This window comes from Pseudarthrobacter lactosi (genome assembly GCF_055412785.1).
Window position 1 is genome coordinate 56,582 of the sequence record NZ_JBVAYS010000005.1, and the last position, 18,426, is coordinate 75,007.

The following is an 18,426-nucleotide window of genomic DNA, read 5'->3' on the forward strand; positions in this document are numbered from 1 at the left end:
GGGGAAGCGTGAGCGGGGGAAGGTGCCTGCGCCTAGTAGGCCAGGACGCGGTCCAGCGCCTCGAGGATGCGGTCGATGTCGGGGAGGTAGTCTTCCTCGACCTTGGCCACCGGGTACGGCATGTGGAAGCCGCCCACACGGATCACGGGCGCCTCCAGGGAGAGGAACGCGCGTTCGCTGATCCGGGCTGCGATCTCGCCCCCGATGCCGCCGAAGGTCGGTGCCTCGTGTGCCACAACAAGCCGGCCGGTCTTCTTGGCGGACGCCGTGACGGTGTCGAAGTCGATCGGCGAAATCGAACGCAGGTCGATGACCTCGATGCTGTGGCCGTCCTCGGCAGCGGCGTCGGCAGCGGCAAGGGCCACCGGCACGAGCGGGCCGTAGGCCACCACCGTGGCATCCGTGCCCTCGCGGAGCACATGCGCTTTGAAAGGATCGGCAGACGCGCCTGGAGATTCCGTGTCCACCTCGCCTTTGAGCCAGTAGCGGCGCTTGGGTTCGAAGACGATTACGGGGTCCTGGCATTCCACTGCCTGCCGGGTCATCCAGTAGGCGTCGTGGGCGTTGGACGGTGTGATGATCCGCAAGCCGGCAGTGTGGGCGAACAGCGCCTCCGGTGATTCCGAATGGTGCTCAATGGAACCGATGCCGCCGCCGTAAGGAATCCGCACAACGACGGGAACGGTGAGGTTGCCGTTGCTGCGGGCGTGCATCTTGGCCAGCTGGGTGGTGATCTGGTTGAAACCGGGGAACACAAACCCGTCGAACTGGATCTCGCAGACGGGCAGGTAGCCGCGCAGGGCAAGGCCGATCGCGGTGCCGATAATGCCGGACTCCGCGAGCGGTGTGTCCACCACGCGGTCCGCGCCGAACTCCGCGAGGAGGCCGTCGGTGACGCGGTAGACGCCGCCCAGTGCTCCGATGTCCTCGCCCATGAGCAGGGTCCGCGGATTGTTGTCCAGGGTGGCTCGCAGGCCTTCGTTAATGGCCTTGGCTATGGTCATGGTGGTCATCAGCGGGCCACTCCTGTCGCTGCATCATCCGGGGCCGGGCTGCCAGGTTTGGCGCTGTGGTGCTCCGGCGTTTCAGCGAACCCCGCGCTGTATTCCTCAAACCAGGCGAGTTCCTCAGCCACCAGGGGGTGGGCCTCAACGTAGGTGTTGGCGAATGCGGTCCTGATGTCCGGGGTTTCGAGGTCGTAGGTGGTCTTGCGGACGTAGGCGGCGAGTTCGTCGCCGTCCGCCTTGACTTTGTCAAAGAAGGCGTCATCTGCCAGCCCTTGGGCCCGCAGGTACTTTTCAAGGCGGTCAAGCGGATCCTTGGCCCGCCACAGGGTTTCCTCGGCGGATTCCCGGTACTTTGTGGGGTCATCAGCAGTGGTGTGCGCCCCGACGCGGTAGGTGAAGGCCTCGATCAGCACTGGCCCCTTGCCCTCGCGGGCATGTTCGAGCGCCCACTCGGTCACTGCGTGGACGGCGATCGCATCGTTGCCGTCCACCCGGATGCCAGGGAAACCGTAACCCTTGGCCCGGTTGGACAGCGGAATGCGGGTCTGCACCGAGCTGGGAACGGAGATGGCCCAGTGGTTGTTCTGGCAGAAGAACACCACCGGAGCGTTGTAGGAGGCGGCGAACACCATGGATTCGTGGACGTCGCCCTCGGAACTGGCACCGTCACCGAAGTAGACCATCACCGCCGCCTTAGGCTCGGTCGGCCGGTCCGCAGCTGCATCCGCGGCGACTGCCGCTGCCGCGAGCTTCTGGTCCCGCTGGATCCCCATGGCGTAGCCGACGGCGTGCGGCGTCTGCGCGGCCAGGACCAGGGTGTAGAGATGGAAATTGGTGTCCTTCGGGTTCCAACCGCCGTTCGAGACGCCGCGGAACTGGCGCAGGAGCTCAGCAAGGTCCACATTGCGGGTCAGGGCCACGCCGTGCTCGCGGTAGGTGGGGAAGATGTAGTCCTGGGGCTGGCTGGCCCGGCCGGAGCCGATCTGCGCGGCCTCCTGGCCGGTCAGCGGGACCCACAGGGCCAGCTGGCCTTGGCGCTGCAGTGCGGTTGCCTCCACGTCAAAGCGGCGGATCTTGGCCATGTCAGCGTAGAAGCCACGCAGCTTTTCACCGTCCAGCCGGTCCGCATACGCGGAGAAGACCGGGTCTGTCCCCAGGGTCCCGTCAGGCGCCAGCAGCTGCACCATAGGCTCGGTCGGGCTGCCCAGTTGGGCCTCGGCCTCAGCCTCGAGCTGGTCGTCTGCCGCTGTCTGATCGAACTCGGTGGAGGGCAGATGTGTGGCGCCCATACCGTCTCCTTGCTTGCCGCATGCGGATGCATTGCAATGTCGCTGGGATATATGCCGCTGGAGGAATGCATTCCGTTGTTGGCATATATATTGGCTTACTGGTCCTTACTTTATCTTCAGTAGGTGCCGCTCCTGACGCATGTTAAGCGCTAGGAACGTCGCGGCGCCTTTGTATAGTCTGCACAGAGTTCGAGGAACCGGCTATTGGCCTCCGCCTCCCCGATGCTGACCCGCACGCCTTCACTGCCGAACGCACGCACCGAAAGCGCCTGTGTCCCCGCCAGATCGGCAAACTCCGAGCTGTTTTCGCCCAGGTTCAACCAGATGAAGTTGCCCTCCGCCTTGGGCACAAACCAGCCGAGCTCACGCAACCCGCGGGTTACCCGGGTTCGTTCGTCCACGATGCTTTGTACCCTTTCTACAACCAGCGGGTAATTCTGCAACGAGACGATGGCTGCTTTCTCAGCGATCTGTGACACAGCGAATGGAGTGGCCGCCACACGCAGGTACTGCGTCAGCCCGGGGTTCGAGATGCTGTAGCCCACGCGCAGACCCGCCAGTCCGTGTGCCTTGGAGAACGTCCGGAGCACCACAACATTCGGGTATTTCCGGTACATCGAGATGCCGTCCACGGCGTACTTGTCGCGGACGAACTCCTGGTAGGCCTCATCAATAACCACCACAACGTCGGCCGGGACTGTCTGGATGAACCGCTCCGTTTCGGCGGTGGTCAGAATGGGGCCGGTGGGGTTGTTCGGGGTGCAGAGCAGGATGACCCTGGTGCGTACCGTGACGGCGGCAGCCATGGCCTCAAGGTCGTGGCGCCCCTCTGCCGTCAGCGGGATGCGGACGCTTTCCGCGCCCACCAGGCCCACGCTGATGGGGTAGGCCTCGAAGGACCGCCACGCGTAGATTACTTCGTCCGCTTTGCCGTCGTCATTCTGGCCCGCAAACGTGGACAGCAACTGGTTCAGGGCACCGAGGCTTCCGGCTCCGGTGACGATATCCTCGGCCGGCACCGCCAGGAACTCGGCGAGCGCAGCACGAAGCTTGCTGCTGAGGGGGTCGGGGTAGCGGTTGAAATCCGTCTGGTTGGAAATCGCCTCCAGCACCGCAGGAAGAGGGGGCAGGGGGTTCTCATTGGAGGACAGCTTGTAGCTGGCCAGCCCGTCAACGGCGACGGGAGGCTTTCCTGCGGCGTAGCGGGGAAGCCGGCCAACCACGGGCCGCGGCCGGATTTCGCCAGGCAGGATCTCTGATGAAGTCATGCAAACTAGCCTACTTCGCCTGAACGGCACGGGTTGGGCGGGCGCACAGGCGGGGCTCAGGGCAGTGTGACAGCATGGGCGTATGCGCTCTTTTATTGTTCGAGTCCTCATCAACGGGCTGGCCCTCTGGATTGCCAGCTGGATACTGCCGGGCCTTGATATCGCTACTTCGGCCACGACCGCGGCGGTGGCCGATACGGGCGTAACGCAGGGTACGGAGACCGTCGGCATCATTCTCGCGTACCTGTTCATCGGGTTGATCTTCGGTGTGGTGAACGCGTTTGTCCGCCCCCTGGTCAGCTTCCTGTCCTTGCCCATCACCATCCTCACGCTTGGGCTGTTCACCATCGTTATTAACGCCGCCATGCTGTACCTGACGTCCTGGCTCAGCAGCTACACGCCGGTGCATTTCACCATCGACTCGTTCTTCTGGACGGCGGTCCTCGCGGCCATCATTATCACGCTCATTTCTCTGGTTGCCGGGCGGCTGACAGGGGCCGGCAAGCGCTGACCGGCGATCCGTTCGGCCGGATTGCCTCGCAGAGTCACTGAGCGCTGTGTCGGCTGCGGCGACTAGCGCTGTGTCGGCTGCGGCGACTAGCGCTGTGTCGGCTGCGGCGACGGCCCCGGACTGTTGTCTCGCACCGGCTGGGGCGAGGACTGTTGCGCTGTGGATTGCGGCGGCTGCGGTGGCACCTGCGCCATGGGCGTCGGCACCGGCCCACGGCCTATCGCGGTCTCGGGAGGCTTCGAACGGGTCAGCGCGAAGCGGGTGGCCGTTGCCGTGCCGCCTGCCCCCAGGACGCCGCTCAGGACGGCGGTTGAGGCCATCAGGGAGGGATCGTCGCTTGCCGCGACCAGCCGGGCGCCTTCCTGATAGTTACTGAGCTTGTGACCGGGGCCCAATCCAGGGTCCTCGCCCGCTGGCGTCCACACTGGTTTGTTCAGCGTGACCGTAACCCTGTTCCGGGCGTCGGGACCTGGTGTGCCGTCACTTCCCGGAACCCAGTCTTCGCGGTGCTCCAGGTGAAGGCTGCTGACACCCTCATCCGGGATGATCCCGCCAACCGGGGAACCAGCGGTCAGAACATATTTCATGTCGTATTTGGACTGAAAGAGCTCGTCAGCAGCGAGATTCATGGCGTGCACGCCACCCTGGCTATAGCCAACGGCAACGACAGGAGAGCCTTCTGGTGCTCCTGCAGCCTGAAGGCTCTGCAGGACGCCGGCGCTGACTTCTGCCGAACCATAGCCGAGTCCCTCGGCGATCCCTGCAATATCGAAGGGGTTGTCGCCTCCAGTTTCAGCGCCCGCCTGTGTCCCGGGGATCACCACCACGTACGCCTTCTGACCGGCACTATCCACTTCGATTACTTCCACGTAGCCGTCCCCTCTTTCGTCGACGATCCGCGCACGGTCCAGTAGGCCGGCGAGGGAAGCATCCAGCTGGATGGGCACACTCTCACGCTGTTCAACAGTGAGGGAACGCGGTTTCAGCTCCGGCCTGGATCCGTCGGCGAGACTTCGAATCAGGGGACCAACCGCCGATATGTTCCTGCCGGCCGCCATGTCAGCCGCTAATGCGACCGCCAGGTGGGCCGGCGAGAGACCCAAGAGCGCACTGAGGGAGAGCGCCACGTTGCCGGTCAACAATTCCATCGCGTTCCTGTTAGGCAGGCCGGTTATTTGTTGGTCCGTGCATGAGTACAAGAAGTCTTTAACGCTGGGGATGCCTAGTCCGCGCGCAACGCCAGCCGCCAGCTCAGCGAGTTCGTAGTCGTTTTTGCTGGCCCGAACCTGGCCACTAATCCCTTGCAGGTCTGCGCGGACCGCCTGCACGCTTCGCTGGGCCTCCCCCAAGGAGATTTCGGCGTCCGTCCCGAAGGCCTGGGCCTGAGATAGGGCCTGGGACAGGCGCAAACAGCCCTGGATCCGGCTCACTTCGGCCTCTACCGCTGCCAGCTCGCTGGCTAGGTCATCGAGCTTTTCCGCCCCGCCAATGAGTTCCTCGAACTGGAAGGTGATGCCGCCAATTCCGCCCCTAATTTCCAGGGCACCATCGACAGCAGGTCCGCTGACCTGGATGGGGCCACCGCTGCCAGATGACGTCACCTCGGCCAACGGTACTGCCCAGCCTGGCTGGCGCCGGAGGACGGCCCCACTTCCTGCGCATGGCGGTTCACTGCCAGCCGTGCGTCTTCGAGCCGTGCGAGCGCTCTTCCGAGCGCAACCTCCTGCAGACCCACCGAGACCCGGTACGCCCGGCCGGCCGGTGACTGCCAGTCCAGCATCTGGATCTCCCTGAACCTGGCAAGAACGGTATCCACGCGTCCTTCACACACGGCAACCCGCCCCGCCAGGTGCTCAACCTCGTTGCCCCTCGCTACGAGCGCCGCCAAGTCAGGTGCTATCAAGTCGCTGCTCATTCCCTCTCCCCCTGCCACCACATGTGAAGCCCACCTCCTGAACCCCGACGCTACGTAAGGCCACCCACCCAACGGAAGCACCGGTGTCGGCTATGTGGACAAGTCACGACGATGTCCACATAGGACGGACCGCTTAAGCGGCAGTCAAGAGTTCATGAAACAATCAGCACATGCCTGAAACTGCCACCACAGCTGATACCCGCACGCCCTCTGGACGCCTGGCCCTGGCCGCGTCACCGGACCAGATCGCCCTGGGCCCGCTGGACGGCCGTTACCAGTCCGCCGTCGCACCCCTCGTTGACTACCTGTCCGAGGCAGCCCTGAACCGTGACCGTGTGGCCGTGGAAGTCGAGTGGCTCATCCACCTGACCAGCAACAACGTCCTCCCCGGCGCAGCCCGGCTCACCGCGGAACAGCAGGAAAAGCTCCGCGCGATCGTCACCGAATTCAACTCCGCCTCGGTGTCCGAGCTCGCCGAAATCGAAGCAGTCACCGTCCATGACGTCAAGGCCGTGGAGTACTACATTGGCCGCCGCCTGCCCGCCGTCGGCATCGAGAACCTGACCGCCATGGTGCACTTCGGCTGCACGTCCGAGGACATCAACAACCTCTCGTACGCCCTGGGCGTCAAGGGTGCTGTGGAGGACGTGTGGCTGCCCGCCGCACGCGCCCTCGTGGCCCAGATCAGCAAGATGGCCGAGGACAACCGCGCCGTCCCCATGCTGTCCCGCACGCACGGCCAGCCCGCCACGCCCACCACGCTGGGCAAGGAACTGGCCGTCATCGCGCACCGCCTGAGCCGCCAGCTGGACCGGATCGCGAAGACCGAATACCTGGGCAAGATCAACGGCGCCACCGGAACCTACGCCGCCCACGTCGCGTCCGTTCCGGGCGCCGACTGGCAGCAGGTGGCCAAGTCCTTCGTCGAGGGCCTCGGCCTGACCTGGAACCCGCTGACCACCCAGATCGAAAGCCACGACTGGCAGGCCGAGCTTTACGCCGACGTCGCCCGGTTCAACCGGATCCTGCACAACGTCTGCACGGACATGTGGAGCTATATCTCCATCGGCTACTTCGCCCAGATCCCCGTGGCCGGCGCCACCGGCTCCTCCACCATGCCGCACAAGGTCAACCCGATCCGGTTCGAGAACGCCGAGGCCAACCTGGAAATCTCCTCCGGCCTCCTGGACGTGCTGGGCTCCACGCTGGTGACCTCCCGCTGGCAGCGCGACCTCACCGACTCCTCCAGCCAGCGCAACATCGGTGTGGCATTCGGCCACTCCCTTCTGGCGATCTCCAACGTGGCCAAGGGCCTGGACCGCCTCGACGTTGCCGAAGACGTCCTCGCCGGCGACCTGGACACCAACTGGGAAGTCTTGGGCGAGGCCATCCAGATGGTCATGCGCGCCGAGGCGATCGCCGGCGTCGAGGGCATGGAAAACCCCTACGAGCGGCTCAAGGACCTCACCCGCGGCCAGCGTGTGGATGCGGCCCGCATGCAGGAATTCGTGCAGAGCCTGGGACTGTCCCCCGAGGCCGAGGCACGGCTCCTCGCCCTCACACCGGGCAAATACACCGGCATCGCGGACCAGTTGGTGGACCACCTCAAGTAAGCCGGCACCCCGGCATTAACGTACGACGGCGGCGTCGGGTCCTTTGAGGGCCCGGCGGCTTCCGGTGGTGGAGCCTCCCGCTGCCGGATGCGAAACTGGAGTCATGAAGCTGCTCCTCATCCGCCACGGACAGACCCCCGGAAACGTCCTCGGCCAACTGGACACCGCCCACCCCGGGCCCGGGCTAACCGAACTGGGCGAACGCCAGGCAGAGGCCATGGCACGGTCCCTGGCCAACGAGCAGATAGGCGCACTGTACGCGTCCACCCTTCTGCGCACCCAGATCACGGCCGCCCCGCTGTCACGGCTCCACGGGCTTGAGGTTGAAGTCCTGGATGGCGCGCACGAAATCGAGGCAGGGGCACTGGAGAAACTGACCGACCATGAATCGCACATGCGGTACATGGGCACGGTGTTTGCGTGGGCAGCCGGTGACCTGGACCGCAGGATGCCTGCCGGCCCGAACGGCCACGACTTTTTCGAACGGTTCGACGCGGCCATCAACCACATTGCCGAGCGCGCGGCCAGCAACGGGGGCCCCGCCGTCGCGGCCTTAGTGAGCCATGGCGCGGCCATTCGCACGTGGACAGGGCTCCGCGCCGCCGGAGCCGACCATAGGTTCGCGGCCCGCCACGTCCTGTCCAACACCGGCATCGTGGCCCTCGAAGGGGACCCCGGCGCCGGCTGGAAGCTGATCCATTGGGACGGGAGCCCGGTGGGCGGCCTCGCCCTTACGGATCCGACCGCCGAGGACCCCACCGGCACCCAGAGGTAGCGGGCAAGTTCTCCATCCCCTTACGCGCAGGAAACATGGCGTTAATGGTGGGCTCGTAGGCTTGTTCTGCATCACCCTTCGGCGAAACGAGGCAGTCATGCAGACCAATCCGCGGCTCAACATCCGTTCGGTCACCTGGTCCAACCCCGTGGGCGCCGATCTGCGCAGGGCCCAGCAGGCAGAACTGGACGCCCGCTTCGGTACGCCTGACCACGAACCGGGGACCCCGCCGTCGGGCGCCGACTGTGCAGTGTTCCTGGTGGCGTACGACAAAGGCTCGGGACAGCCCGTAGGCTGCGGCGGACTGAGGCTCCTGGACAGCGCCACGGCCGAAATCAAGCGGCTTTACGTACTCCCGTATACGCGGGGATCTGGTGTGGCCAGCTCCATTCTGGCGGCCCTCGAAGCAGAGGCGCACCAGCAGGGCATCACGCGCATCAAGGCCGAAGCCGGCTCGGCGCAGCCGGACGGCCGGAACTTCTACGAGAACTCCGGCTTCGAATCCGTCCCCAACTTTGGCGCTTACGTGGGCGTGGAGCATTCGTACTGCTACGCCAAGTCGATTGACTCGCACAGCGCCGCCCACACCGCCATGGCCTGAGCCAAATCCGGGCGGCGGCCCGTTACACAACAACCGACACGACGTAACGTGCGCCGCGGCACGCTACCCTCGCCATATGGAATCCACTGACATCACCTTCCGCACCCGCAAATGGATCCGGCCGGAGGACCTGAACGCCAACGGAACCCTTTTCGGCGGAAGCCTGCTGAAATGGATCGATGAGGAAGCCGCGATCTACGCCATCCTCCAGCTTGGCAACGGCCGCGCCGTCACGAAGTACATCTCGGAGATCAACTTCGTAAGCTCCGCAGTGCAGGGCGACCTGGTGGAAATGGGCCTGACGGCAACGCGCTTCGGCCGCACGTCGCTGACCATGCGCGCCGAAGTCCGCAACATGATCACGCGGCAGAGCATCCTCACCATCGAAGAGATCGTCTTTGTGAACCTCAGCCCGGCCGGTATGCCCGAGCCCCACGGCTACACAGAAATCACCTATGAGCGGGACCGGATTCCCACACATCACCTGACTGAAACGCTTATTCAGGACTGAGCCCCAGGACGTGTCAGTCATCCGTCGCTGACACGTCAGGAGCAGGTCCCTCAACGTTCACGGCAAGTTAATGAGCCATGCGCTGGATGTTCCCTTGACAGGACAAGACTAGTCAGCCGGGCTGTTTATCAAATCGATAGCAGATATAGCCTTCATCTGACCGGTCCGGCTATAGAGTTGCCGGAATATGCTCCGGTTCGCTCCTGTGAAGAAATGAGTCCTGATCGTGCGTAAAGTCCAAACCCTGGCCGCCGCCGTCCTCGCCGTCACCCTGCTTGCCGGTTGCGGCGGAGGAACACCCACGCCTGCAGCCTCCGGTGATGCCTCGTCCGTACCGGCCGGGGGTTCCGGCGAAACCCTCGTGATCTACACAAATTCCAATGGGGAGGGCCGGGGTGAGTGGCTGACCGCGGAGGCCGCCAAAGCAGGCTACAAAGTCGAAGTTGTTGGCGCCGGCGGAGCAGACGCCACCAACAAGCTGATCGCCGAAAAGAACAACCCGATTGCTGATGTGGCATATGGACTGAACAACATGTACTTCGCACAGATCAAGGCCGCGGACGCACTTGAGGCCTACAAACCAGCCTGGGCGGGCGAAGTTGACCCGGCGCTCGGTGACGGCGAAGCCTACTGGCCGCTGGTAAAGCAGGCCATCCTCCTGGGCTACAACTCGGACAAGATCGCCGCCGACGCCGCTCCCAAAGACTGGACGGACCTCTGGACCAAGAACGAGTTCAAGGACCGCTACGAACGGGTCACAGGCATGGGTACGGCCACGGCACAGCTCGTGTTCGCCGGTATCCTTACCCGCTACAAGGACGACTCCGGCGACCTCGGCATCTCCGACGAAGGCTGGAAGCAGGCGGAGCAGTACTTCCAGCACGGCAGCCCAGCGGTGCCCAAGACCGATCTGTTTGCCCGCATTGCCAGCGGCGAAGCGGACATGGGCCAGATGCCGTCCTCGATCGTCGCCGAACGTGAGAAGACCTTCAAGGTCAACGTGGAAACCGTCAAGCCGTCGGTCGGCGTTCCCCTCGCCGTCGAGCAGGTGGCCCTAGTCAAGGGGACAGACAAGAAGGAAGAAGCGCAGAAGTTCATCGACTGGTTCGGCAGCACGGACGTTCAGGGCGCCTGGGCCAAGAAGTTCAATTCGATGCCTGTGAACAAGCGTGCCGCCGCGCAGGCCAACCCTGACGTGGTGGACTTCTTCGCCGACCTCAAGCAGCAGGACATTGACTGGGAATTCGTCCAGAAAAACATGGGCTCGTGGGTGGAGAAAATCGAGCTGGAGTACATGCAGTAATCGTCCCCACCTTCCCAGCCCCACTCAGACAGGTGTCACCATGATCCGCTTGGACAACATCGAAGTCACGTTCGGCGATTTCACTGCCATCCCCAACCTTGACCTCCATGTCAGGCCGGGAGAATTCTTCACCCTGCTGGGTCCATCCGGCTGCGGCAAAACGACGGCGCTGCGTACGCTGGCGGGGTTCATTGAGCCCTCCAAGGGAACCGTGAATGTGGACGGAAAGAATGTCACGAAGCTGCCCAGCGACAAGCGACAGGTGGGCATGGTGTTCCAGAACTATGCCCTGTTCCCCAGCATGAGTGTGTGGGAAAACATCGCGTTCGGCCTCCGGGTCCGAAAGGAGGAATCGGCTGAAAGCGACCGCCTTGTGCGCGACATCGCGCACCGTGTGGAGCTCAGCGAAGAACAGCTGCACAAGAACGTGGCGGAGCTTTCGGGCGGCCAGCAGCAACGCGTGGCAGTTGCCCGCGCACTGGTGCTCAAGCCCAAGATCCTGCTCCTGGACGAACCGCTGTCCAACCTGGACGCGAAGCTCAGGCACCAGCTGCGCCAGCAGCTAAAGGACCTTCAAAGCGAGTTCGGGATCACCACGGTCTACGTCACGCACGACCAGGATGAGGCCCTGGCTATGAGCGACCGGGTGGCCGTCTTCAACAAGGGAGTGGTGGAGCAGGTGGGCACGCCCCAGAGCATCTACGACCAGGCAGCCACGGAGTTTGTCTGCAACTTCATCGGTGACAGCTCCGCCCTCACTCACGAGTTCATTGCCGAAGTGAACCGGATCTCCGGCGCCGGACTCAGCCTCGCGGCGAACTCCTACCTCCGTGTGGAAAAGGCGTCCCTGACCCCGCCAGCGGACGGAGGCACCGCCGTCGGCCTGTCCGGGAAAGTAGTGTCACGCACTTACCACGGCCTCCACAGCCGCTATGTTGTCCGCAGCCACGGCGCTGAGGTCCGGCTTCTGGTCAAGGAGGACGGCGGTGTGCACCCGGCTGCCGGCGCCCCGACCACCCTTTACGTCCAGCCCGGACACATTCTGCAGTACCACCCTGACAGCGGCAAGGCACTCGACAGGCAGGACCAGGCAGTGTCCCTGCCATGAGCGCACCGTCCACCAAGAGTATGGTTCGCTCCCCGTTCGTCCTGATCGTGGGGGTGATCCTCACCTGGTTCATCGCGGCGTTCCTGGTCTGGCCCAACCTCAACGTCCTCATCGCCACGTTCTTTCCGGACGGCAGCTTCTCCGGCCGCGCGGCCGAAAAGCTGTTCTCCTCGCAGCGGGCCATGAAGTCCCTGGGCAACAGCTTCCTGCTGGCGGTGGCACTGTCCGTCACGGTCAACGTGGTGGGGATTTTCATTGTGCTGGTCACGCAATATTTCAGGATCCGCGGATCACGAATCCTGTTCCTGGGCTACGCGTCCACGTTCATCTACGGCGGGATCGTGCTGGCGGCGGGCTACAAGTTCATTTACGGGGACAAGGGCATCGTCACGTCCCTGCTGGTGCAAGTGTTTCCCAGCATGGATCCGGCATGGTTCTCCGGATTCTTTGCAGTCCTGGTGGTCATGACGTTCGCCACCACCACCAATCACATGCTGTTCGTGGCCAACGCACTCAAAGGTGTGGATTACCAGACCATCGAGGCGGCCAAGAACCTCGGCGCGTCCGACTGGACCATTCTGCGCCGCGTTGTCCTTCCCATGCTCAAGCCCACGCTGTTTGCCGTCACCATCCTGTCTTTCCTCACCGGCCTGGGTGCCCTCAGCGCCCCCCAGGTACTGGGTGGCAGGGATTTCCAGACCATCACCCCCATGATCCTGACCTTCACCAACAGCCCCACATCCCGAGACCTGGCAGCCCTCCTTGCCGTCATTCTTGGCGTGGCCACCATCCTGATGCTCGCGGTGATGTCACGGCTGGAAAAGGGCGGCACGTACTTCTCGGTCTCCAAGGTCTCGTCAGCCCTGCAGAAACAGCAGATCTCTAACCCCGTGACCAATGCAGTCGTCCACATCATCGCCTATCTGCTGTTCGCGGTGTACACGCTTCCGGTGGTGCTGATTGTTGTGTACTCGTTCGCCGATGGCGCCGCCATCCAAACCGGGCAGATCTCGCCCGGCAGCCTCACCCTGGACAATTATGCGCGGGTCTTGACCCAACCGTCGGGGCTCCGGCCGTTCATCATCAGCGTCGTATACAGTGCCCTGGCCGCCATCATCGCGGTGGGCGGGCTGCTGTTTGTGGCCCGCCTGCTGCAGAAGTACAAGAACTGGGTCACCACGGTTTTCGAGTACCTGCTCCACATCCCTTGGATCCTGCCGTCGGCGCTCCTCGCCCTGGGACTGATCATCAGCTACGACCACCCCAATCCGCTGGTGGGCGGGGCGGTGCTCACGGGCACCACCGTGATCCTGCTGATCGCCTTCGTGACCGTCAAGATCCCGTTCACTCTCCGCATGCTCAAGGCATCATTCGCTTCGGTGAACTCGTCACTGGAGGAAGCGGCGGCCATCATGGGCGCCAAGACCCTGTACGTGTTCCGCCGCATCCTGCTGCCCTTGGTGCTTCCGGCCGCTGCCGCCATTACAGCGCTGAATTTCAACAGCATGCTGGACGACTACGACACCGCCATATTCCTGGCCCACCCGCTGGTCCAGCCCCTTGGCCTTGTCATCAAGGCAAACACCGATGGCGCTGAAGGCGTGGCCGGCGTTGCCAACACGTTCGTATACACCGTGCTGCTGATGGTCATCACCGGATTGACGATGTACTTGGTCTACGGCCGGACCAGCAGACGCCGCACCCCGCAAAAGCCCCGTGGGACCCCGGCCGCTGCGCCTTCTAGCCCGGGTCCGGGTCCGGATCCGGATCCGGATTCCACAGTGACCGATGCCTCGGGCGGCGCTTCGGGCAACGTTTCGGGCGACAAGGAGCCTGCGGCTCCCGTGCGCTGACCCGCCGGGCGGAACGGCGTCCGACGGCGGCGGGGCAGCGTCCGCGGAACGGGCGGCAGCCGCGTGCCCTGGGGCGTACGGCATAGGATCGATAGCCGGACCCCTTGAAAGGACTCTCTTGGCCAAGCTCTACTTCCGCTACGGCGCCATGAACTCCGGAAAGTCCACCGGACTCCTGCAGGCCGCCTTCAACTACGAGGAGCGCGGACAGCGCGTCCTGCTGGCCAAGCCCGGTGTGGACACCAAAGGCGATACGGACATTGTGTCCCGGCTGGGTATGACCCGGTCCGTGGACTTCCTGCTGGCCGCCACCACCCCCGTGCGCGAACTCTTCGCCGCCCATGCGGCCGGCGATGACCCGAATGCACTGCTGGAGCACATGGACCAGAAGCCGGTGGCCTGCTTTCTGGTGGACGAGGCACAGTTCCTGAAGCCGGACCAGGTGGATGACCTGTTCCGCATCGCCGTCCTGGACAACGTCCCGGTGCTGGCCTACGGCATCAGGACCGACTTCCTGACCCATGCGTTCCCGGGATCACGCCGGCTTCTGGAGGTGGCCCACACGCTGGAAGAGCTCAAAACCATCTGCCGGTGCGGGCGCAAGGCTATCTTCAACACGCGGCGCGTTGGCAACAAGGTGGTGTTCGACGGCGACCAGGTCGCCATCGACGGCCAGGACGTCTGGTACGAATCCCTCTGCGGTTCCTGCTACCTCGAGGAATCCGGCGGCCGCCTGGGCTCCTGAAGCCTGGCCCCACGCCTGAGCCCGTGCCCGGCACCCGCCTCGCGTCGGATTTACATCCGGCTCAGCTCACACCCGGCGAACCCGGCACACGCCGCTCCCGCCGCTCCCGCCGCTCCCGCCGCCAAAGGACCGGTGCCAGCACCACGGCAATCCCGACGGCGGCACCGATCACCGTCTCGACGATCCGGTCCCGGAGCAGGCTGGTGGGCGAGGCCGGCGCCACCAGAAGCGTGGAGATCAGGGCCAGCGGCGTCACGAAGACCTGCGCCAGCAAGTACTGGCGGGCAATGAACAACTCGGCGCCGAACTGACACAGGGCCATCACCAGGACGGTCTGCCAGGGTGCCAGGCCCAGCAACAGGATCCCCGCCAGCACCACGAGCCCAAGGACGGTGCCGATGATCCTCTGCACGCCGCGGCGGACGCGGTGCACAGTGGAGTGGCCTACCAGCGGCACCACCGCCGCCACCATGGCCCAGTAGTTGTGGCCAAAACCCAGGCGTTGCCCCACCAGAGTCGCCAACGAACCGGCCAGCCCGGCTGCCACGAAATAGCCCAGGCCCTCCAGCCAGGCCGCCCGCCGCTCATCCGGAGTCCGGCGAAGCGGGCGCGGCCACGCCCAGGGCGTGCGGTGGCTGGGCAGCACGCGCGAAGAGAAGCCGATCAGCAGGCAGAAAGCGGTGGTGAGGACGGCCACCAGCATCCCTTCCCAGAGCGGCGGCTGGTTGGGGATCGAGGCAATGGCCGCGAACGCGAAGATGTGGAACAGGGACCCGGCAGGCCGCAGCCGAAGCCAGGAGATGGCCACGGAACAGCCTCCGGCCACCACGGTGGTCGCTAGGACGAGCAGCCACGTGGTGCTGGCCCCGTCCAGGCCCCAGGCCCCGCCGACGCGTGCCGCGAGAGAGGCCAGGAGAATGACCAGCAGCATCAGCAGGCCGCCGCGGAGCTGAAGGAAGAAGCGTGAACCGTGCGGCTCGCCGCGGCCGTAGATCCCGGTGAACGCACCGAACGAGGCGAAGATCGCAAGGTCCAGCCGGCCCGTCACTACCAGGGTGAGGAGCGGAACAAACACTCCCACAGCGCAACGGAGGGCCGGGTGATGGTCCTTGTTTGCGGGAGCGATACTGAACATCTCAACGAAGATCTTCACGTGCTGAGGGCGCCTTCCTGCAGTCCAACCGGTACATCACTGGCGGGCGGCCGCGCTGACGTCCACATCGATCCTACGCCGCAGCATGTTCCCACGAACGGAACGGCAGGGCAACGCCACCGAAACACCACCCTGTGATCCTTGACGCATGAAGCCCACTGCAAGGAACCATGCCGCGGCTGATTTGAGCTGTGAAGTCTGCGGCCTCATGCCGGAACCCACGAAGGCCCGCCTGACCTTGGCCAACGTGGCCGTTATGCTCCCGATCGAACTGCTGGTCCATGCCCTCGTGGTGGAAACGCACCTGCCATATTTTGCCAAGGTCCTGGTCCTCACTCTCACCGCCACCGTGCTGGTGATCTGGGTGGCGGAGCCCTCCGCCGCCCGCATGCTCCGCGGCTGGCTGCACGCGCCGGCGCTCCGGCACCGCAGGAAGCTGGGCAGCGCACCGGCGCTGTGGCGGGCGCGCACGGTACTCCAGGACCACCCGGGTTCGCTGCAGAAAATCACCCGGGCGCTGGCCCGCCTGGATACCAACATCCTCAGCATCCACGTTCACCCCGTTGCCGGCGGCGTGCTGGACGAGTTTGTGCTCTCGGCGCCGGGGAGCCTCAGTGAACGGCATCTGCTGGAGGCACTGGACGACGGCGGCGGCTCACGTTCGCGGGTCTGGCCCACCACCGCGCTGGCCATGGCGGACGGCCAGACGAAGGCCCTGAGCCTGGCGGCCAGGATCGCCGATGCCCCGGACGAACTGCCGCTGGCAGTGGCCGAACTGCTTCATGCCCGCATCCTCACGCCTGCGGAGGCGATCCTGGAAAAGCACGACGCCGGCACGCGCCTGAAGATCCCCACCGCCTGGCACGGACCCATCACGTTCTCCCGTCCCGGCGAACCTTTCACACCCGCCGAGTCAGCCCGCGCGCACCGGCTTGCCGAGCTTGCCGAAATCCTGGCCCACCGGCCGGCCGCCAGCGGCCAGTAGCAGCACACGGCACTGGGCCGTCGTCGACCTGAACCCGGCAAGCGGAGGGCCGAACCAAACGTTTCCATGCCGTGGCGCGGCCAGTCACAATCCGTATTTAGGGCCCGCGCCGGTGGAATTCCAGAAAACCCTTGACAGTGGCGCGGGTCACTTCTACCTTTAATTTTGGGATCCCAAAACGGGATCCCAAAAATGCAGAATACTTTCCGGCGCTCCCCAACGCGCCATCCGAAGCCTCGCTCTTCAATCCCCGCCCACCCCGCGGGCCTTATTTCCAATACCGGATCTCTCCATTCCCCCATCCGTAACTTCCCCGTGAAGGAGAAGCTGTGTCCATTCCGAACACCGAAACAGCACCCGCTGACGGCACCTTGAATCCCGCGACCAGCGACGAGCAGCAGAAGGACGGCGTGCAACGGCGCACCAACGTCCGGTGGAAGCTGTTCCTGCTGTTGCTGGTCCTCGTGGCCGTCAATTACATCGACCGGGGGTCCATCTCGGTGGCCCTCCCGATCATCCAGAAAGAATTCAATCTCGCCCCGGAGCTCGTGGGGCTCCTGCTCTCCGCCTTCTTCTGGACCTACGCGCTGATGCAGGTCCCGGTAGGCCTGCTGATCGACAAGTTCGGTCCCCGCAAGGTCATGACGGCATCCTGCGTCGGATGGGGGGCGGCCACGGCCGCCTCCGGCTTCGCCGGCGGCTTCCTCAGCATGTTCATTGCCCGGATGGGTATCGGCGTTACGGAAGCCGGCGTTATGCCGGCCGGCGGCAAGCTGAACGCCATCTGGATGCACAAATCCGAACGTGGCCGCGGTGCCACCATCCTCGACGCCGGGGCCCCCCTCGGTGCCGGCCTGGGCGGCATCCTCATTGCCGGCCTGATCGCCTCCACCGGCAGTTGGCGCCTCGCGTTCATCATCGCCGGCGCCGCCACCGTCCTGATGGGCCTTGCCGTGTGGTGGTACGTCCGGGACAACCCGCGGCAGCACCCCGGGGTCAACGAAGCAGAGGCGGAATACCTTGAGGCCTCTCACGCCGCGGAGGATTCGGAAGCTGAGCTGGGCGGCAGCAAAGGAAAGCGCGCGCTTCTGCCCTACCTGCGATTCCGGTCTTTCTGGGCAATGTGCTTCGGCTGGCTGGGTTTCAACGGCGTTTTCTATGGCCTGCTGACGTGGGGCCCGCTGTACTTGGCCCAGGCCAAGGGTTTTGACCTCAAGACCATCGGCTGGTCCACCTTCGTGATCTTCGGGGCCGGATTCGTCGGGGAAATCCTGGGCGGCACCATCGCCGACAAATGGCGCAACTCCGGAGCTTCGGCCAACCTCGTTATGCGGACCCTCCTCGGTATCTCCAGCATCGTGGTAATCGGCGGCCTCATCGGAGTTACCATCGTTGCCGATTCGACGACCGCTGTTGTCCTCCTGTCCGTGGTCATGTTCTTCCTCCGCTGGGTGGGCCTGTTCTGGAGCATCCCCTCCATCCTGGGCGGCCGGACGAACGCCGGCGTCCTGGGCGGCGCCATGAACTTCAGCGGCAACATCGCCGGTTTCGTCACTCCGATAGCCGTGGGCCTGATCGTCGGGGCGACCGGCTCCTACACGTGGGCTCTGCTGTACTTCGTGGGATCCGCAATCATCATGGGCGCCTCTGTCCTGACGTTGAACTACAACAAGCGGCTTCCCGTCTAGGCCACCTGTTAGGACAACCGTCCACGCCGGCCCGCCCTAAGCTAGGCCACAGCACCATCTCCCGGCCGCCGGGAGCGCAACGTCACCAAAGAATCCGAATG

At 64.5% G+C, this 18,426-nt stretch carries 17 protein-coding genes; 11 read left to right on the forward strand and 6 right to left on the reverse strand.

Annotated features, from left to right (window positions below; genetic code table 11):
• Window positions 1–32: 32 nt before the first annotated feature.
• The 3 genes from ACZY0Q_RS18640 to ACZY0Q_RS18650 form a co-directional block, all read right to left on the reverse strand.
• Window positions 33–1,013, reverse strand: a complete 981-nt coding sequence (locus ACZY0Q_RS18640) for an alpha-ketoacid dehydrogenase subunit beta (protein ID WP_463919043.1) — start codon at window positions 1,011–1,013, stop codon at window positions 33–35.
• Window positions 1,013–2,296 (reverse strand): thiamine pyrophosphate-dependent dehydrogenase E1 component subunit alpha, encoded by a 1,284-nt coding sequence (locus ACZY0Q_RS18645; RefSeq protein WP_463919045.1) that lies wholly within the window; start codon window positions 2,294–2,296, stop codon window positions 1,013–1,015. Before ACZY0Q_RS18645 ends, ACZY0Q_RS18640 begins: the two co-directional genes overlap by 1 nt.
• A 149-nt stretch (window positions 2,297–2,445) precedes the next feature.
• Window positions 2,446–3,564 carry a histidinol-phosphate transaminase gene (locus ACZY0Q_RS18650; RefSeq protein WP_463919047.1) on the reverse strand — a complete coding sequence of 373 codons (1,119 nt, stop codon included), beginning with the start codon at window positions 3,562–3,564 and terminating at the stop codon, window positions 2,446–2,448.
• 82 nt (window positions 3,565–3,646) lie between these two features.
• On the opposite strand from ACZY0Q_RS18650, the gene ACZY0Q_RS18655 reads away from it, so the two are divergent.
• On the forward strand, window positions 3,647–4,075 hold the full coding sequence (locus tag ACZY0Q_RS18655) for a phage holin family protein (protein ID WP_463919048.1): 429 nt from the start codon (window positions 3,647–3,649) through the stop codon (window positions 4,073–4,075).
• A gap of 86 nt (window positions 4,076–4,161) precedes the next feature.
• Here the strand turns inward: ACZY0Q_RS18655 and ACZY0Q_RS18660 are convergent, their stop codons facing one another.
• Window positions 4,162–5,676 carry a hypothetical protein gene (locus ACZY0Q_RS18660; protein ID WP_463919049.1) on the reverse strand — a complete coding sequence of 505 codons (1,515 nt, stop codon included), beginning with the start codon at window positions 5,674–5,676 and terminating at the stop codon, window positions 4,162–4,164.
• Window positions 5,673–5,990, reverse strand: a complete 318-nt coding sequence (locus ACZY0Q_RS18665; RefSeq protein ID WP_463919050.1) for a hypothetical protein — start codon at window positions 5,988–5,990, stop codon at window positions 5,673–5,675. The genes ACZY0Q_RS18660 and ACZY0Q_RS18665 overlap by 4 nt, the downstream gene beginning before the upstream one ends.
• Before the next feature lie 170 nt (window positions 5,991–6,160).
• Here ACZY0Q_RS18665 and purB point away from each other — a divergent pair, with 170 nt between their 5' ends.
• The 8 genes from purB to ACZY0Q_RS18705 all read left to right on the forward strand — a co-directional run bounded on the left by purB (window position 6,161) and on the right by ACZY0Q_RS18705 (window position 14,499).
• Entirely contained in the window at window positions 6,161–7,603 is a 1,443-nt protein-coding gene (gene purB, locus ACZY0Q_RS18670) for an adenylosuccinate lyase (RefSeq protein ID WP_463919052.1), read from the forward strand.
• A gap of 103 nt (window positions 7,604–7,706) precedes the next feature.
• Window positions 7,707–8,378 (forward strand): histidine phosphatase family protein, encoded by a 672-nt coding sequence (locus ACZY0Q_RS18675; RefSeq protein ID WP_463919054.1) that lies wholly within the window; start codon window positions 7,707–7,709, stop codon window positions 8,376–8,378.
• Window positions 8,379–8,475: 97 nt separating this feature from the next.
• The gene (locus tag ACZY0Q_RS18680) at window positions 8,476–8,979 is read left to right on the forward strand and encodes a GNAT family N-acetyltransferase (protein WP_463919056.1); all 504 of its coding nucleotides are present in this window, start codon (window positions 8,476–8,478) and stop codon (window positions 8,977–8,979) included.
• Window positions 8,980–9,055: 76 nt separating this feature from the next.
• Window positions 9,056–9,490, forward strand: coding sequence for an acyl-CoA thioesterase (locus tag ACZY0Q_RS18685; protein WP_463919058.1), 435 nt, complete (start codon window positions 9,056–9,058; stop codon window positions 9,488–9,490).
• A gap of 226 nt (window positions 9,491–9,716) precedes the next feature.
• The gene (locus ACZY0Q_RS18690) at window positions 9,717–10,793 is read left to right on the forward strand and encodes an extracellular solute-binding protein (protein WP_463919060.1); all 1,077 of its coding nucleotides are present in this window, start codon (window positions 9,717–9,719) and stop codon (window positions 10,791–10,793) included.
• A 40-nt stretch (window positions 10,794–10,833) separates the two neighbouring features.
• Window positions 10,834–11,901: an ABC transporter ATP-binding protein gene (locus ACZY0Q_RS18695; RefSeq protein WP_463919061.1), complete on the forward strand. Its 1,068-nt coding sequence runs from the start codon at window positions 10,834–10,836 to the stop codon at window positions 11,899–11,901.
• On the forward strand, window positions 11,898–13,754 hold the full coding sequence (locus tag ACZY0Q_RS18700; RefSeq protein ID WP_463919063.1) for an ABC transporter permease: 1,857 nt from the start codon (window positions 11,898–11,900) through the stop codon (window positions 13,752–13,754). Before ACZY0Q_RS18695 ends, ACZY0Q_RS18700 begins: the two co-directional genes overlap by 4 nt.
• 118 nt (window positions 13,755–13,872) lie before the next feature.
• Window positions 13,873–14,499: a thymidine kinase gene (locus tag ACZY0Q_RS18705; protein WP_463919065.1), complete on the forward strand. Its 627-nt coding sequence runs from the start codon at window positions 13,873–13,875 to the stop codon at window positions 14,497–14,499.
• A 61-nt stretch (window positions 14,500–14,560) separates the two neighbouring features.
• Here ACZY0Q_RS18705 and ACZY0Q_RS18710 read toward each other — a convergent pair whose 3' ends face one another.
• Window positions 14,561–15,652 (reverse strand): FUSC family protein, encoded by a 1,092-nt coding sequence (locus ACZY0Q_RS18710; protein WP_463919067.1) that lies wholly within the window; start codon window positions 15,650–15,652, stop codon window positions 14,561–14,563.
• 148 nt (window positions 15,653–15,800) lie between these two features.
• Between ACZY0Q_RS18710 and ACZY0Q_RS18715 the strand changes: the two genes are divergently transcribed.
• Entirely contained in the window at window positions 15,801–16,637 is an 837-nt protein-coding gene (locus tag ACZY0Q_RS18715) for an ACT domain-containing protein (protein ID WP_463919069.1), read from the forward strand.
• 329 nt (window positions 16,638–16,966) lie between these two features.
• Complete coding sequence (locus ACZY0Q_RS18720; protein ID WP_463919071.1) at window positions 16,967–18,325, forward strand: MFS transporter; 1,359 nt, start codon at window positions 16,967–16,969, stop codon at window positions 18,323–18,325.
• Window positions 18,326–18,426 lie beyond the last annotated feature (101 nt).

Coding starts and splice junctions, on each gene's coding strand:
- ACZY0Q_RS18685 (WP_463919058.1), top strand. CDS start 9,056: ATGGAATCCACTGACATCACCTTCCGCACCCGCAAATGGATCCGGCCG.
- ACZY0Q_RS18650 (WP_463919047.1), bottom strand. CDS start 3,564: ATGACTTCATCAGAGATCCTGCCTGGCGAAATCCGGCCGCGGCCCGTG.
- ACZY0Q_RS18715 (WP_463919069.1), top strand. CDS start 15,801: ATGAAGCCCACTGCAAGGAACCATGCCGCGGCTGATTTGAGCTGTGAA.
- purB (WP_463919052.1), top strand. CDS start 6,161: ATGCCTGAAACTGCCACCACAGCTGATACCCGCACGCCCTCTGGACGC.
- ACZY0Q_RS18640 (WP_463919043.1), bottom strand. CDS start 1,013: ATGACCACCATGACCATAGCCAAGGCCATTAACGAAGGCCTGCGAGCC.
- ACZY0Q_RS18680 (WP_463919056.1), top strand. CDS start 8,476: ATGCAGACCAATCCGCGGCTCAACATCCGTTCGGTCACCTGGTCCAAC.
- ACZY0Q_RS18655 (WP_463919048.1), top strand. CDS start 3,647: ATGCGCTCTTTTATTGTTCGAGTCCTCATCAACGGGCTGGCCCTCTGG.
- ACZY0Q_RS18665 (WP_463919050.1), bottom strand. CDS start 5,990: ATGAGCAGCGACTTGATAGCACCTGACTTGGCGGCGCTCGTAGCGAGG.
- ACZY0Q_RS18695 (WP_463919061.1), top strand. CDS start 10,834: ATGATCCGCTTGGACAACATCGAAGTCACGTTCGGCGATTTCACTGCC.
- ACZY0Q_RS18645 (WP_463919045.1), bottom strand. CDS start 2,296: ATGGGCGCCACACATCTGCCCTCCACCGAGTTCGATCAGACAGCGGCA.
- ACZY0Q_RS18675 (WP_463919054.1), top strand. CDS start 7,707: ATGAAGCTGCTCCTCATCCGCCACGGACAGACCCCCGGAAACGTCCTC.
- ACZY0Q_RS18700 (WP_463919063.1), top strand. CDS start 11,898: ATGAGCGCACCGTCCACCAAGAGTATGGTTCGCTCCCCGTTCGTCCTG.